Source organism: Azospirillum cavernae (assembly GCF_003590795.1).
GTDB classification, from domain to species: Bacteria; Pseudomonadota; Alphaproteobacteria; order Azospirillales; family Azospirillaceae; genus Azospirillum; species Azospirillum cavernae.
Genome location: NZ_QYUL01000001.1, coordinates 1,333,231 through 1,348,961, shown reverse-complemented (window position 1 = coordinate 1,348,961; position 15,731 = coordinate 1,333,231). Strand labels below are relative to the sequence as shown.

Genomic DNA, 15,731 nt, shown 5'->3' with positions numbered 1-15,731 from the left:
AACTCCTAGGGCGCGCGGGTGGGCCAATGGGTGGGCGGCAGGCCAGGAACGGGGGAGCGGAAGACCGGCAGGCGGTCGCCGCCCAGGCTGCCCAGGCAGACGGTGCGCAGATCCGGCCCGGCAAAGGTGACGCTGGCCATCAGCGGGGCGATGGTTCCGGCGCAGGCCCCCAGCAGGGCGGGCGTGACCGTTCCTTGGTCATAGGCGGCCTCATAGGCGGCCAGCGCGTCCGGCTTGCCATCGTCGAGCAGGGTCAGAACCTCGCCCGTCGGGGTCAGGGCGATCAGCCGTTCGGTCAGGATCAGGGTGATCCACAGGTTGCCGACGGCGTCGAGCGCGAAGCCGTCGGGGAAGCCGCCCAGATCGCTGGGGCCGTACACCTCGCGGTCGGTCAGCGTGCCGTCGGCCCCGACGCGCAGGCGCGAGATGCGGCGGGCGTTGGTTTCGGCGACGTAGAGCCACTCTTCTTCGGCGTCGAAATGGATTTCGTTGGTGCCGCAAAAACCGTCGGCGACGATGCGCGCGCCCCGCTCGTCGATCAGGCCGATGTAGCCGTCCGCCGTGCGCTCGTTGATCGAGCGGGTCCAGGGGATTTGCCGGGTCGTCACGGTGAACCAGATCCGGCCACGGCGGTCGGTCAGCACGAAGTTCGTCTTGCCCAGCGGCTGGCCGTCGATGCGGTCGCACAGGGTGGACAGCGCGCCGTCGCGCGTCATCCGTTCGATCAGGTCGGTGCCGAAATTGGCGATCAGCAGATCGCCGTTGCGGTCGAAGGCCAGCCCGTTCGGCAGGGAGCCGCCCAGGATCAGCGAGTCCGCCGCGCCCGTGCTGGCGTCGGCGGTCGCCGGGCGGCCTTCGATCAGGCGCTGGGTCCCGTCGGGCCGCAGATGGACGACGCCGCGCGCGTCCGCCGTCCACAGCGACCCGTCGGGTTCGGCGAGGATGCATTCCGGGCGGCGCAGGCCGACACCGACGTAACTCAGGGCGTCAGGATCCACCCGCCATCCCGACAAGGGGTTGGCGGCGGACGAACGGGTCGTCGTCATCAGGGGGGTGTCCGCTGGGTTGGCCCCCGCTGGATCAGACCTGTGGGGATCAGGCTGGCGGGGATTGGGCGGGGATAGGCGTGGTTCGGATCAGATCGGCTGCGCCAGCGCCATCATCGACGCGCGCATGATGGCGGCGTGCTCGGCCTTGTCGCCCCCGGCGATCTCGATCTCGCCCAGGCGGCGGGAGTTTTCGACCACCATGCGGCAGCGTTCCCAACGGCGGGCCTGGAACGCCTCCAGCCCGCCCGCGAGGGCGTCGGCGCGTTCCAACTCCTCGGCCAGCACCAGGGCGTCCTCGATGCCGATGCAGGCCCCGGAGGCGAGATGCGGCGTGGTGGCGTGCACGGCGTCGCCGATCAGCGCCACCCGCCCACGGTGCCAGGGCTGCGACACCAGCAGGCCTTCCAACGGGCGGTAGACGATGTGGGAGTCCGCCGTCAGTTGGCCGCGCATCCACTGCACCAGCGGGGCCGGAAACGGGGCCAGCAGCCCGTCGAGCAGCGGCAGGAAGCGGTCCGGTTCGATGAAGCTGTTGTCGGCGCGGTTTTCGGTGACGAACAGATACATCGCCTCGCGCGACACCGGGTTGACGCCGACCTTGATCTGCGGGCCAACCCACATGACGCAGCGCTCCACCTCCGCCGGGCGCGGCAGAACGGCGCGCCACACCCCTTGGCCGCTGTAGGCGGGGGCCGGGGCGTCGGGGAACACCGTTGCGCGGACCTTGGAATACAGGCCATCGGCCCCGATCACCAGATCGTAGCGGCCCGTCGTTCCATCGGTGAAGGCGACCGTCACGCCGTCGGCGTCCTGGTTGATCGACGCGAAGCTGCACCCCAGCCGCACCGACGCGCCCGACGCGCGGGTGGCGTCGGCCAGGATGCGGGCCAGGACCGGGCGCATGATGGCGCCGCCGCCCGGAACCTCGGGACCGGCCACGCGCGGGGTGGGAAGGGTGGCCAGATGGGCGCCGTCGGGGGCGCAGGCGTCCACCCCGTCGCTGGCGGCCCCTTCCTCCAGGAAGCGGTCGAGAACGCCAAGCTGGCGGAAGGCGCGCAGGGTGGCCCCGCCGACGCTGATGCCAGCGCCGTAGGAGCGCCATCCCGCGTCGATCTCGACCAGATCGACCGACACGCCCCGCTTGCGCAGTTCGATGACCGCCGACATGCCGGAAAACCCGCCACCGGTGACAAGCGCCTTCTGAACGACCGACGTCATGATGCTGTCCTTAAATCCAGGGCGTCGCGCGGGACCAGCAGCAGACCGTCCGCGCGACGGATGAGAGGGAGGGATTGCAGCGACTGGCCCGGACAGGGTCCCTGAACGCAGTCGCCGGTGTCGATGTCAAACCGCGCGCCGTGGGCGTAACAGACGATGTGGCCGCCGTCGGGGCTGAGATACCCGTCCTTGCGCCACGCCATCGGCGCGCCCGGCCAATGCGGGCAACGGTTGCGGTAGGCCCGCAGCGTGTCGCCGCGCCGCACGATGAACAGCGCGTCGCGCCCCTCGCCCAGCGGATCGAACCCGCGCGCGCCGTTGGGCGGCAGTTCGTCCATCCGGCACAGCGGCACGTCGTCCATCGTCCGCCTCACGCCGTCTTGGCCGGGGGCGGGCCGCTGGGGAACCACAGCTCGCGGGCCTGGAACAGGAAGACTTGCGAGCTGTCGGCCCCGGCCTCCGCCTCGCGCGCCACCCACTCGGCGTCGTGGTGGTCCATGTCGGCGTCGTATTCGACGTGGCAGCCGAACGGGCTGTTGAAATACCAGAACCAGTTCGACCCGAAGATGTGGCGGCCCGGTCCCCAGAAGGATTGATAGCCCAGCTCCACCATGCGCCGCCCCGCCGCCAGAACCTCGGTCGGGCCGCCCATGTGGAAGGTGAAATGCTCGCACCCCTGAAGGAAGGGCGGGGTCTGGATCATGAACAGCGTGTGGTGGTCGCGGCACCCCGCCGGGCGCATGAAGGGGCCGACCTTGGTGAAACGGTCGGTGGTGACGAAGCCCAGACGGTCGGCGTAGAACGCCTCCGCCTTCGCCACGTCGGGCACAAAATAGACGACGTGCGAGAGGGAGCGCGGCTTTGGCGGCGGGGCGTTCGTGTCCACGCCCAGCGCGTTGACCGGCCGTTGCGCCGACACGCCCGGCGCGTTGGCGGCCTCCGCCGTGAAGGACAGCGGGCGGGGCGTGGTGACGCGGAACCCCAGCGCGAAGCCCAGATCGTCCACCGTCTCCAGCGATCCGTCCGCCAACCAGCGCACCGCGCGGTCCCGGCCCAGCTCCGCCGCGATGGCGTCCAGCGTGGCGGCGTCGGCGACGCCATAGATGGTTTTGCGCAGGGTGCTGGCGGTCGGCAGCGGCGGCGGCAGGGACGGATCGTCCCGGCGGGCCAGCAGGATGGCGGTTCCGTCCAGCCCCTCGAACCGCCCGCCCTCCGGGCCAACGTCGACCGGCGTCAGGCCGTAATCAATCAGGTAGCGCGCGCAATCGGCCACGTCGTCGACGCCGAAGACCAGCGCGTCAAGTCCCACAATGTTCATCGGGTGTCCCCTGCCGTCAAAGTGCCGTGCGACCGCCGAGCGTCTCGGCGACCCAATCGGCGATGTAATGGCCAGCGTTGATGCTGTTGTCGAAGCTGGAATGCTGAACGCCGCCTTCGCGGTCGGTGAAGATCTTCAGCTCGCGCTTGGGGCTGTTGACCAACTGCTCGTAGGTGCGGTGCGCCCATTTCAGCGGGATTTGCGAATCCTTTTCGCCGTGCGTCACCAGGAACGGAACCGTGATCCGGTCGAGCACGCCGTCAAGATGGACGTTTTCGGCGATGCGCATGAAATCGTCGATGTCCGTGGCCCCCCACACCCATTGGACATGCGCCCAATAATGGGGAACCGGGAAATTGCCCTCGCGCTCCAGACGGCGCTTTTGCACGTCGCGCCAGTCATGGTTGGCCCCCCACACCACGCCGCAGGCGAAGCGCGGCTCGAAGGCGACGGCGCGCGGGCAGTAGTAGCCGCCCAGCGACACCCCTTCCATGCCGATGCGCGTGGGATCGACCTCGGGCCGGGTTTCCAGCCAATCGACGACGCGGCTGGCCCAATGCTCGCTGTCGTACCGCGCGGTCAGCCCCTGGAGGCGCAGCGCTTCGCCCGTGCCCGGCTGATCGACGATGAGGGAGGAGACGCCGCGCTTGGCCAACCAAGCGGGCAGCCCGACCCGGTGTTTCATCTCCTTGGTCGAATCCAGCCCGTTCACCTGGACCAGCAGCGGGGCCGGACCGGCAACACCCGGCGCCCGCACATACAGGGCCGACAGATGAGTGTCGCCATAGGGGATCTCGACGCGCTCGCAGTTTTCACCCGACAGCGCCACCCCCTTCTGGAACAGCTCCAGATGACGGCGGTACAGCGCCACCCGTCCCGGCGTGCCGTGGGCCTGCAACCGTTCGCAAGTGATGAGGTAGGTGGCCGCGCGGCTGTATTTCTCGCCCGCCGACAGCAGGCGGCCTTGCTGCTCGTCCTCCTCCGCCAACCCGCAGAGCTTGTCCGCCATGGCTTCCCAGACATCGCGGAACGCCTGGGTTCCGGTGGCGTCGGGCTGTTTGGCGGCGTCCTGCAACGGCCCGCACATCGCCGCGATCTCGCCGATGCGCGCGCCCATTTCCAAGGCGAGGTTGACGGACAGGTCCCAGCCGTAGTTGGTGGGGAAGTATCGAAACATGGGATCCTCGGAAGGTCATTTCGGTGGACGCGGCCGGGGGCTGGACGCCGCCCGGCCGCTGGACCGGGTCAGCGCACGCCTTCGCCCGCCATGGCGTCCGGCGTGAACACCCGATCCGGGAAGGGCGGCTTCACCGCGTAATGGACCGGCTGGGCGTTGTAGAGGTTGGCGACATAGGCCGACCCGCCCAGCAGATCGTTCATCCCGAACGCGCCGGTGATGGTTCCCGGCAGATCGGGGGCGACGAAGGTTTGCGTCCACAAGGTGCGCCACAACTGGCCGTTCGCGTCCCAGCGGTCGGCCAGCACGCAGGCCCAGGTGTCCTCGTCGCAGTAGTAGCGGCTGCGCGTCGCCTGGTGACGGGCGCCGGCCCGCAGCGTCGCCTCGACCACCCACATCCGGTGCAGCTCCCACCGCACATGATCGGGGTTGAGATGGTGCGCGCTCAGCACCGCTTCGTCCTTTTGCGGTTGAAGCAGGCGGTTGCCGTTGTAGGGGATGTACATCTCCTGCTTGCCCAACAGCTTCCAATCGAAGCGGTCGAGACGCCCGGTGAAGCTTTCGATCTCGTCGAAGGTCATCACCCCCGCCGTCGCCGGGGTTGGGGTGTCGCAGCACGGGTTGGGCAGCTTGCGCACGCGGCGCTGGCCGGTCAGATAGACCCAGCTTTGCGATTTGGACCCGTCGATCTGCTCGCGCCCGACGATGGCCTCGCCCGCGCGGATCGGCGGGCCGTTGTTGACCAACCGGACCATCCAATATTCGCCGCGCTTGGCGAACTCCTCCGGCGAACCGTCGGGCAGGTAATAGGGCATCTGCTGGTCAGCGGCCCCGACCGTGGTCAGCACGGCGTTGCCGGCGCTGGTCAACTGGTATTGCGTGACCTGCCACTGGGCGGCGGTCCCGCGCCACCGCAGGGTGTGGTTCCACATCACCTCCGCGCCCGAGGACGGGATGGGGAAGGGCACGCCGCCATAGGCCCCTTCGACCAGATCGCCGTTCAGGCGGGCGCGGGTGGCGTTCTTGGCGGTGTTGTCATACACCCATTGCGGCGCGGCGGCGGTGCGGTGGGTCTTGTAGACGTCGATCCGAAAGCTGTCGGGGTATTTGGCCAGCATGCCCTTGACCCCGTCGGTCAGCTTGTCGGCATATTGGCCGACGTTCTTCTGGCTGATCGAGAACAGCGGCTTTTCGTCCTTGAACGGGTCGCCGCGCCGTCCGCCAGGAACATCGCCCGCGATCGGGGTGGTGTGGCCGCCGGTCCAGGCGGGGATGGTCCCGTCCTTGTTGCCCGCCTTTTCCGCGCCGAACGGGGTCAGGCTGGTTTTCAGCTTGGCCACCTGATCCGCCGAAACCTGCGCGACGGCCGGACCAGCCAGGCAGAGCGCCGCGACCATGGCGGCGCACAGGGGATAACGCGTCTGCATTCTGGGGGTTCCTTAAAAAGTCCGGCTGACCGTCAGGGCGACGAAATCGCGGTCCTTCAGCGATTGCTTGAAGGAGACGTGGTTCTGCGAGTCGACGAAGGCGCCTTCCGGGCCGAAATAGTGGGTGTAGCTGAGGCCCATCTGCCAGGTGTTCTCATAGACGCCCTTCAGGCCGATGCTGAGGTCGCCGACGCGGTTGCCGTTGACCGCCGTGCCCAGGGCGGCGGAATTGCCCATGCCAAAGCCGAAGCCGACCGGCACGGACAGATCCAAACCGGGCAGCGCCTGCCGGTAGGACGGTTCATAGACCATGCGCAGGTTGCAGGCGTCGCGGTTGGCGTTGGGATTCAGCGCGGCGGCGTTCTTCGTCACCTTCAGCACGCGGTTGCAGGCGAACTCACCCAGGAACGAGGCCTCCTCCGCGACAAAGCTTGGCGGCAGGCTGGCCAGCCAGGACAGTTGCGCGTGGGCGGTGCGGCCCACGGCGTAGAGCGGGTTCGCGTCGTTGTCGCCCGCCGCCGTTGGCCCGCCGAACCGGCTGGGCACGATGCCGAACAGATCGAGTTGCGCGTTGCTGGCCAACGGCATGTTGGTCCGCATCGAGGCTTCGCCCGCGATGTTGAAAATGCCGATGGTGTGGCTGAAGCTGGCCCCGACCGTGCGGATGTTTTCAGGATAGACCCACAGGAATTGGCTGGGCAGACTGGTCCCGGTCATCAAGCCGCGCAGGTAGGGCTGCGGCGACTTGTCGTGATACTGCATGGCGTAGAGGCCGACATCGGTCTCGCCGATCTGGAACCGCGCCTGAACGCCGCCCTGGCCGGAGTTTTTGGCGCGGATGTCGGCGGCGCGGGTGGCCCAGAAGGGGCCGAAATTCATCCGTTCCGCGCCCGACCCGAAATTGTCCGACGCGGAAAAATAGCTGCCGGACCCGGCAAAGCGGTTTTCCTCCCACCGGAACTGATAATAGGCCCCGATCGACAGATCCGGGGAGATCTGCCACTGGCCGGACACCTGTTCGACCGGACGGATCAACTCCTTGAACTGGGTGTTCGGCACCGACTGCGCCTTGACGATGTCGATGGGGGCCATGGCGGCGGCCACGCCGTTCGCCCCGAAGAACAGGCTTTCACCCCATTGCAGGGCGTAGCGCCCGACGCGGAAGGAGGCGGTCGTGTCCTCGATGTTGACCTTGCCGAAGGCGAAGGCGTCCAGCAATTCGGCGTTGCGGCCGTGCAGGCGCTGCGTGTCCTTGGTGAAGCTGCTCGACGACACCGACCGCTGGTTCGCGGTCAGGGGGGAATCGTTGTCGTTGGAGCGGTTGTAAACGGTGTCGTACCAGCCCGCGCCGCTGACGCGCACGCCGAACCCGCGATAAATGACGTCCAGTTCCGACAGCAGATCGACGCGGTTGGAAATCAACCCGCGATCAAAATTGCGGTCGCCGTCGTCGAAATTCGCCGATCCCTTCAGCGTGGACGACGCGTCCTTGACGCGGGCGGCGGCGCTGTATTTGGCCGTCGTGTCCCAGCGGATTTTGACCTCGGGGTTGCCGCTGTCGATTTCAAAAGCCTGCGCCGCAGGCAATGCCAGAACGCTCCCCGCGCACAGCGCCAAGGCGCAGGCGATGGACCGGCGCGCCCATCGCGCGCGCCGCTTTGCAACAGTCTTCACGAGACCCCCCATTGAATGATTGTGTCCAGGCAGCGGCCGCGCGCCATCGATCAATCACGACCGTGTGATTGGCGGCGCTACGCTTCTGGAACCATCAGCCCCCCAGACTCTCGCAGGAAAACCGCAAGGATGATCTGGGAATGTCCGGTTTCTTTAGAGTGTCTGGCGTGACGATCTTTGATGGATTGTCATGGTTTGTCTCTTCCCTGTGGGTTTTGATTGCGACGCCGCTGCCTTGACCGGATGGAAGGCCGGGAGCAACTTGCGGGTTCGATTGTTGTTTCAAAAACCATAGGGGCAAAAAATTGCTTAGACTAATGATTATTTTCCATTTGACATATTGATGCGGTGAATACCTCATGGGGCAGCCATCTCAAACGAGGATGGGCAACCCCAGCAATCCGCGACACCCAGCGGTTTCGCGGTTCAGGAACGCCATGCGGTTCAAGCGTCTGGATTTGAATCTTCTCGTCGCGCTCGACGCCCTGTTGCGGGAGCGGAACGTCAGCCGGGCCGCCGACGGTCTGAACCTGTCGCAATCGGCGATGAGCAACGCCCTGGCCCGCCTGCGGGATTACTTCAACGACGATCTGCTGGTGCAGGTCGGGCGCAAGATGGAATTGACGCCGCAGGCCGAAAGCCTGGCGGAATCCGTGCGCGACATCCTGTTGCGGATCGACACCGCCATCGCCGTGCAGCCGGATTTTGTCCCGGCGGAGTCCAAACGAACCTTCACGCTGCTGGTGTCGGAATACACCACGACAGTGTTGATTCCCGCCCTGCTGTCGCTGGTGCGTCGGGAGGCCGAGCACATCGCCTTCCGCTTCCTGCCCCAGACCGGCTCGCCCGAAGCGATGCTGACCAGCGGCGACGCCGATCTGCTCATCATGCCGGAAGCGTTCATCCCGCCCGGCCATCCGTCCGAACCGCTGTACGAGGATGATTTTTCCTGCGTGGTGTGGCGCGACAGTCCGGCGTTCGGCGACACGCTGACCGTTGACGCGTTTCTGGCGGCTCCGCACATCATCGCCGAATTTTCCACGGCCCGCATTTCCTACGAAGGCTGGTTCATCAAACGGTACGGGATGGAGCGACGGATTGCGGCGATCACGCCCAGCTTTCTCACCCTCTGCCCGCTGGTGGTTGGAACCGACTGCGTCGCGACGGTGCATTCCCGCATCGCCCGTCAGGCGGCGCGCGCGTTGCCGATCCGCCTGTTCCCCGCGCCGATGGAGATTCCCACGCTGGTGCAGACGGTGCAGTGGCACAAATACCGCTCGCAGGATCCCGGCCTGAAATGGCTGCGCAACCGTTTGCAGGAGGCCGCGCGCGTGATCCAAGCCCAATAAGAAGTGAACCGCGCCGGGAGGTGTTGGTGCGGCGAGGTGTGTGCGGACGCACCGAAGCCCGACCCGCCCTTCGATCAGGCGGCGCGGACGGAGTTCGGGCGTGCTTGATCGATCATGCGATTCAGGATGGTGACGCCGCGACCTGCCCGCCGCGCTGCGCAAGGAGGTCTTCGCCTGGGCCGCCGCCAACCGCGCCGCCCTGGTGACCGAGTGGAACACCTGGAACCCCACCATCCCCTTCGCCTGAAAGGAGGCGCCCCATGATCCCGCCCACCCTGCCGCAAGGCCCCCGACCGATCCCCCACATGAGCGCGGTGGCCCCCGCGCCCGGCGCCGTCCTGGTGGTGACCTGGGACGACGGCCGCAGCGACCGCGTCGACCTGTCCGGCTGGCTCGAGGCCGGGCACCCCTATTTCCAACGCCTGCGCGACCCCGCCCTGTTCGCCACCGCCGCCCTGGCCGACGACAGCACGGTGGAGTGGGGCGGCGACGAGGATCTGGCGATTGACAGCCTCAACCTCGCCCTGCTCGCCGAGCAGCAGCGCGTCTTCGGCCAGCCCGAGCTGGTGGACTGGCAGGACCGCCTCGACCTGTCCAACCAGGAAGCCGCCGACCTGGTGGGTGTGCATGTGAACACCTGGTCGAACTACCGCACCGGCGCCACCGCCGTGCCGCCCATGCTCGGCATCGCCTGCCGCGCGGTGCTGAAGGACCCGGTGCTGTTCGCCGCCCGCTACCGCCCCCGCCGCAACGGCCGTCCGCCGGTCGCCGCCGAGTAGCGGCGGAACAGAAAGCCAACACAAGCCCCTTCCACGGAGGATTCTCTGATGCCCATGGCCGACGATGAGGATGGCAACGCTCAGAAGGCTGACATCAACCCCGCGACGATCAAGATCGATTGGCATGCAAGCCGGACGGAGTGGATCGACCGGATTGAAGCGCAACTCACCCCGCTCCTCGCCGCCTCCGTGCACCAACGCCGCATGGATGCGTTCGCGCGGGCCTGATGCACCAACCCCCCGCTCACCCCTTCTTGCGTCCGCGTCCCTTCGTCGCCGCCGACGGGGTCCATCCGCGCAAAGTCTCCAGAGTCAGGCTAAGGTCGCGGGCTTCGGTGGTGACGAAGTCGTCGAAGTGATCGCCCATGCGGGCGTCATAGGTGGGATCGACGTCGTTGTGCCACTGGCGCAGCCAGGGGACGAGGTCGAGCAGGCCGAGCAGCAGCGGGGCGAGGCGGTCGGCGGGCCAGCCCTCCTGTTCCTTCAGGGTCAGGTAATGGGCCGACAGCGCGCGGGCCTGCTGGAGATGGTCCCAGCCGGCCCAGGCGATGGCGAGCGTGCCGTCGCTGTCCTTGGCGGCGCCGGGGTAGCTGATGAAGCGCTCCTTCGCCACGTCCAGTCCGCCGCGCAACCGCCAGTAATCGGCGCGCTGGAAGTCGGCGGAGCGGTATTTGGGCGGCGGCAGGATGTCGCCAACTTTCTCTGCTTTTATATTGTCGTAAGCCTTCCGAATTCTGGGTTCATCCGCACTTCCCCAGCGCCCAGAAACTCCAGAAAGACGGCCTCGGTTCAAGGCGAGGCTCGGGAGACCCTTCTTGCCCGCTCCGCGTATTTGCCTCACCTTGGCAGCCAACTCCTCATCAATCTCGTCCTCAAGGCGTTGCTTTTCCCACGTCTTCTCCCACTCCTCGCGCTTGTACAGGCCGGTGTCGGTGTAGCGCAGAGCGGGGAGGTAGGGAACGGCTTCTGGCGTGGCGAGGGTGGCGATCAGGGCGGGGATGTCGAGGTCGTCGCGGCGTTCATAGAGTGTCGCGACTTGCAGGAACTCCGGGTCGGCCATCGCCATGTCGGCCAGTTGGGCAAGGGTGATGATGGCGCCGTGCGACCAATAGCGGGCGTCCTCCAGCCGGTCGAGCAGCCAGGATTTCAGCGCCTTCTTCTCCATCTCCTTCCACGGCTCCATCGCCCAGCGCCGCTTGTATTCGGGCCGTTCGACGAGGTTGATGAAGCGATCGGTCTCGATCAGTTCGATCCGGCGTTCGACGATGCGCTTGTAGTCCTCGGGCCAATCCTCCGGCAGTTCGGTGATGGGCGTGGAGCCGTGGCGTTCAAACCATGTCGTTTCCACGTCGCCAGCCTTCATCTTGCGCGCAAGGACGATTTCAAAGGCGCGTTCGCCTAGGTTGATGATGGGACGCTTCACTTCAATAAGGCCAGGGGTATCTGCCATGCCGAACGACATGTAAATCAACCAATCAAGTTCTTCCTGCATTGATATCGATGTTTTTAGGCTTTGCATCGCATCTTGCATCAAAATATCGATATCAAGCCTGCTTGGGGCGTTTTCTGATTCTAAAATTTTCTCCATAAATCTCGAAAAATTCTTCATCTTTGAGTCAATAAGGCCGGATATGTGTTTTTCTAGTTTGTCAGGTATAGGAATTGACCCGATTCCCGTTATGGTATAATTATAGAAAACCTCGAAGAGATCTGTTCTTTGTCTGGCCCCAAGGTCATCAATGGCACTTCCGCGATTCTGAAATGATTGCTTCAGCCAAAAGCATGCAAGAGAACTGTTCAAAAAACTCAGAAGTTCCCTTCTGATTCCACTTCCAGGGGTTTCACGCACAACAATCATTGGGGCCGTCCTGTTGAAGACAGCCCTGTCCCATTGAGTGGAGAAATGATTTCCAGACGTTTCAAGTGCAAAACAAATAGGCTCTATAGCTGTAAATCTTTTCTTAAATAATATTGAGTATTCGTACCATAACAAACCGCGATCAATTTGTGTTTTTCCATATGCTAAACGACTGGATAGATGATTTCTATAAGGCCAGAGATGTTTCAAGATGGGATCTTCAAGATATGGATCCAATGTCTCAGAGTCATATGGGAAAATCCCAAGATCAGAATCCGAGATCGCATAGTCACGCACGTTGCTCCCGTTTATTACTGGAAGCGTATATTTTTTGCTTATTTTTTTCCTTCTTGCCGCAGATTTTCCAATAAAATAGGCATCATCTTCGCGGGTCACAGCACCAAAGCCGATGTCCTCAACAACATCCTTCAGCCGCATCTTCGCCACCCGCTCCATATGCTCCTTCAACTCAATCGCCCCACCACCCCCAATGCTCCACGGATGACGGGCGTAGGCGGCGCGCGGAAAGACCGCAGCGGTGATGAAGTCGGATTCCGATGGAATCGTGTCGATTTGATCGAGGATGGCGGTCCACACCTGACCATGGGCGGGGTCGGCGGGTTTGCCGGGTTCGCCCTTCTTGCCGAGCAGGGCCTTGACGGTCTCGCCCTGCGGCGCGCGGTTCCGACCGAACAGGATGCAGGTCGGCGTGCGACCGGGAATGTAGGCGCCCGAGGTGTCCACGATGTCGGTCAGGTCGAACTGCGGCAACACCGATTCGATCAGCTTCTTGCCGAACTCCCGCTTCATGAAGGAATTTGACACGATCAGGCCGACGTGACCAGTGAAGGAGAGGTAAGACAGCCCCACACTGTCGCCCTTTTCAAGTGATCCCCTGGCCGGACCAAGCTTTCCGTCCCATCCGCCTTGGTCAGCCGCATCCATTGAAGCCGCCCGTCCATCGCCAGATCGAAGAACCGTTCGATGAACGGCGCCGACAGCGCGTAGGCGCGGTGGCAGGAGGAAAAACGCTCGCGGTAGGCTTGGTTGAGCGCCTTGTCCTTGACCGTGATGAAGGGCGGGTTGCCGACCACGGCGTGGTATTGCTGGCCCAGGATGCGGGCCAGCGCCTCGGGATCCTCGGCGTGGTAGACGTGGCGCAGGGTTTTGGCGTGGTTGGTGTTGTCCCGTTGCAGGCTCAAATCCATCTGCCCGAAATGGCGGCCATGCAGCAAGCTGTCCCCGATGGCGAGGTTCAGGGGGAAGTCTGGCGCGTCTTCCAGACGGTGGATGCCGCTGGCGGCCAGCGCCGCGATCAGCAGGCGGAAGCGGGCAATGGCGACCGCGAAGGGGTTCAAATCCACGCCATGCACGCTGCCCAACGCCCGCTGCACCCACGCACGGGGGGGAGCGTTGGGATCTTCGGTCCGCCAATGATCCAGCAGCCGGTGGAACGCCCCCAGCAGGAAATGCCCGGATCCGCAGGTCGGGTCGATGATGCGGAAATCCGTCAGCCCATACTCGCGCACCGCCGGTTCCAGCGTGCGGTCGAGGATGAATTCCTCGACGAATTCCGGCGTCTGCAACAGCGCGTAGCGCGCCCGCGTCGCCTCCGACAGATCCTGATACAGATCGCCCAGGAAGCGGGTGTTAAGATCGGGCCGGGTCAGGTCGAACAGCAACGCGGCGCTGGCCGGGTCCGGCTTCTGGAAGAAGTCGATCAGCGCCTCTGCCCCGTCGCCCGTGGGCTGGAGCCGCCAGACCGGGTTGTGCCGCGGGTCGAACAGCGGCCCCATGCCGGGCAGGCCCGCCACAGTCTGGAAGGCGTCCAGCAGATAGTCGCGGTCCGACAGGGACGGGTTGCGGCGGACGAATTCCTGGTGGTGATCGCGCGCCGCCTCCCGCCGCTCCGCTGTGGGGCCGGACAGCCAGATGTCGTCGATCAGCCGGTTGTCCTCCAGGAAGCGGACGAACACCGCCGACAGCACCCAATGCACGGCTGCTTGGGTGATCTCCCCCTTGCGCCACTCCTGGAAGCTGATCGCCGTCCGCCCGACTTCACGCGCGTCGGTCCATTCCCGGTCCAGCGGCGCGTTCAACGTCGGATCGTCGTCCAGCCGCTCCCGAATGTTAACCTCCAACGTCTTCACCAGATCGCGCAGCAGAGACAGCCGCGATTTGCCGGTGCCCCGGCGCGCCGGGGCGGAGGCGTCGTCGGCGGTGTCGGCGGTGTCGGGCGTCTGACCAGATTGGGGTTCCAGTGACACGCCCTTGGGACCGCCGGGGCGCGCCTTGGGCGTCACGTCATTCAGATCGAAAATACGGGCGAGGCGATTGGGCTCACGCATCGCCGTGCGAAACGTTGGGCGCCGATTGTGGATGAAATCATACAGCGCCTGTCCCGTCAGAAGGAACGGCGTCTTGCCCTCCACCCGCACCGATGCGATCCGCACGAAGCGCTCGTACAGTTCCTCGGAAACCGCCTCGTCCTTCATGCCGCGCAAGCCATCCTTCACGGCGGGCAGCAGAATGGACAGGTCGCGCCAGAACTCCGCATCCTCTCGCGAGTGCAGAGCCAAATCTTCGAACACGCGGCGCAACGCGGCCTCCTCCCGGTCGCGGTCGCCGACGAAACGCACGATGTCCAGATGGACGAACGGGCTGGCGAGGACGGCGGGATCGTCCAAGCAACCTTTCAGCGACCGCGTCATGTCCTTGCCACGACCGTGGAGGACCGTCCCGGTCGCGGATGCCTGGAAGGCCCAATAGCCGTCCTCCCCTTCGGTCTGGATGATGTCCGGGGCAGGGGACTGCGGCAGGCCGATCAGGTCGGCCGACACGATCTCGGTGGGGTGAAAGGCCAGGGTGCGGCCGTCATCGTCCAGTTCCTGGACGTACCATTGGTTGCCCGACAGGAAGATGGGTGTCAGGAAGGTTGGATGCGTGACGGTTGGATTGAAGAATCCAGTCAACTTATAGAGCATCGAAACAACCTTTGCTGTCGAGGAAGCCACGGATCTGGTCTCGCATCTTTTCCCGGAACCCCCGCCAGGAATAGCGCCCCGGCAGAGAGTAGACGAGCTGGTTGCAGCTCAGCGCGTTGATCGCATCCCTCATCGCCGGATTCGCCAGGACCGTATTCGGGACGATGATCGCCTGCAACGTTCCCATCAGCCGCACCGGCGCGGCGAGCGACACCTCGATGGCGGAACGGCGACCGTCGTCGTCATGCTCGACATGATTGGTGATCAAGGCGTGATAAGCGGTCATCTCGGGCGGGTCACCCGCCAGGGCGACGGAGTCCTTCGGATTGTAATCGAAATAATCGAAGTTGGACTCGTAAAAGCACTCGACAACGCGGCGGGCACTGTCGGAACCGAGGTCGAGCGTGTAGTTTCGCCACGCCGGATCGCCGCCGACATGGTCCTCGTAAAGTTTGTGCCCGCCGGTGTCAAAGGGGTAGATGTTGGCGGCCTGGGCGATCAGGTCGCGGCTGAGCACCATGTAGACCGGGGCATGCGCGGGATCGTTTCGGTCATGGGATTCGTCGGCGTCCTTGGGGGAATAGTCAGGCCGCCCGTAGAAGAAATACACCAGATCGGCCCCCAGCGTCGTGCAGTGATGAACCGCCAGCGTGCCGCCATCCTGATCCAGAATGCCCGGCAGCCAGCGTGCGGGCGTGGCGTGTGTCAAGGGCAGGAGGGGAACCGACGGCGCCGGGCGCGTCAACAAGGCCTTGTCCAAACAACCGTTCACGAGCAATCCCCTTTGCCTTTGCATGCGTAAAATTGTGCATCAGGGCTACGCTTTTCGTCCAGGGGGTGTTCTCAGACGCGGTGACGGTTTTCCATCCAGGCCTCCGGCACGCGCGCCCATTGGCGT

Annotated in this window: 13 protein-coding genes; 3 read left to right on the top strand and 10 right to left on the bottom strand. The window is 64.9% G+C overall.

All coding sequences use genetic code 11. The features are described from left to right. Positions 1 to 5: 5 nt before the first annotated feature. The 7 genes from D3877_RS06225 to D3877_RS06195 form a co-directional block, all read right to left on the bottom strand. The gene (locus D3877_RS06225) at positions 6 to 1,046 is read right to left on the bottom strand and encodes an SMP-30/gluconolactonase/LRE family protein (RefSeq protein ID WP_119829829.1); all 1,041 of its coding nucleotides are present in this window, start codon (positions 1,044 to 1,046) and stop codon (positions 6 to 8) included. 90 nt (positions 1,047 to 1,136) lie between these two features. Beyond that, complete coding sequence (locus tag D3877_RS06220) at positions 1,137 to 2,267, bottom strand: FAD-dependent oxidoreductase (protein WP_119829828.1); 1,131 nt, start codon at positions 2,265 to 2,267, stop codon at positions 1,137 to 1,139. Next, on the bottom strand, positions 2,264 to 2,629 hold the full coding sequence (locus tag D3877_RS06215; RefSeq protein WP_119829827.1) for a Rieske (2Fe-2S) protein: 366 nt from the start codon (positions 2,627 to 2,629) through the stop codon (positions 2,264 to 2,266). Before D3877_RS06215 ends, D3877_RS06220 begins: the two co-directional genes overlap by 4 nt. Before the next feature lie 8 nt (positions 2,630 to 2,637). Further along, complete coding sequence (locus tag D3877_RS06210) at positions 2,638 to 3,585, bottom strand: VOC family protein (RefSeq protein WP_119829826.1); 948 nt, start codon at positions 3,583 to 3,585, stop codon at positions 2,638 to 2,640. A 16-nt stretch (positions 3,586 to 3,601) separates the two neighbouring features. Next, entirely contained in the window at positions 3,602 to 4,762 is a 1,161-nt protein-coding gene (locus tag D3877_RS06205; protein WP_119829825.1) for an alpha/beta hydrolase family protein, read from the bottom strand. A 68-nt stretch (positions 4,763 to 4,830) separates the two neighbouring features. Further along, entirely contained in the window at positions 4,831 to 6,189 is a 1,359-nt protein-coding gene (locus D3877_RS06200; protein ID WP_119829824.1) for a DUF1329 domain-containing protein, read from the bottom strand. A gap of 12 nt (positions 6,190 to 6,201) precedes the next feature. Beyond that, positions 6,202 to 7,863, bottom strand: a complete 1,662-nt coding sequence (locus tag D3877_RS06195) for a DUF1302 domain-containing protein (protein ID WP_199720706.1) — start codon at positions 7,861 to 7,863, stop codon at positions 6,202 to 6,204. Positions 7,864 to 8,300: 437 nt separating this feature from the next. On the opposite strand from D3877_RS06195, the gene D3877_RS06190 reads away from it, so the two are divergent. From D3877_RS06190 to D3877_RS06180, 3 genes are all read left to right on the top strand, one after another. Further along, entirely contained in the window at positions 8,301 to 9,212 is a 912-nt protein-coding gene (locus tag D3877_RS06190; RefSeq protein WP_119829822.1) for a LysR family transcriptional regulator, read from the top strand. 260 nt (positions 9,213 to 9,472) lie between these two features. Further along, complete coding sequence (locus tag D3877_RS06185) at positions 9,473 to 9,991, top strand: DUF2442 domain-containing protein (protein WP_119829821.1); 519 nt, start codon at positions 9,473 to 9,475, stop codon at positions 9,989 to 9,991. Positions 9,992 to 10,039: 48 nt separating this feature from the next. After that, a complete protein-coding gene (locus D3877_RS06180; RefSeq protein WP_119829820.1) occupies positions 10,040 to 10,219 on the top strand; it encodes a hypothetical protein in 180 nt (59 codons plus the stop codon). Positions 10,220 to 10,235: 16 nt separating this feature from the next. On the opposite strand, the gene pglX (D3877_RS30795) is transcribed toward D3877_RS06180, so the two are convergent. The 3 genes from pglX (D3877_RS30795) to D3877_RS06165 are packed head-to-tail and all read right to left on the bottom strand — an operon-like array spanning position 10,236 to position 15,611. Continuing rightward, entirely contained in the window at positions 10,236 to 12,794 is a 2,559-nt protein-coding gene (gene pglX, locus D3877_RS30795; RefSeq protein ID WP_119829819.1) for a BREX-2 system adenine-specific DNA-methyltransferase PglX, read from the bottom strand. Continuing rightward, complete coding sequence (gene pglX / locus D3877_RS30790) at positions 12,677 to 14,833, bottom strand: BREX-2 system adenine-specific DNA-methyltransferase PglX (RefSeq protein WP_147395091.1); 2,157 nt, start codon at positions 14,831 to 14,833, stop codon at positions 12,677 to 12,679. The genes pglX (D3877_RS30795) and pglX (D3877_RS30790) overlap by 118 nt, the downstream gene beginning before the upstream one ends. Then, complete coding sequence (locus D3877_RS06165) at positions 14,823 to 15,611, bottom strand: hypothetical protein (protein ID WP_147395090.1); 789 nt, start codon at positions 15,609 to 15,611, stop codon at positions 14,823 to 14,825. The genes pglX (D3877_RS30790) and D3877_RS06165 overlap by 11 nt, the downstream gene beginning before the upstream one ends. Between the last annotated feature and the right edge of the window lie 120 nt (positions 15,612 to 15,731).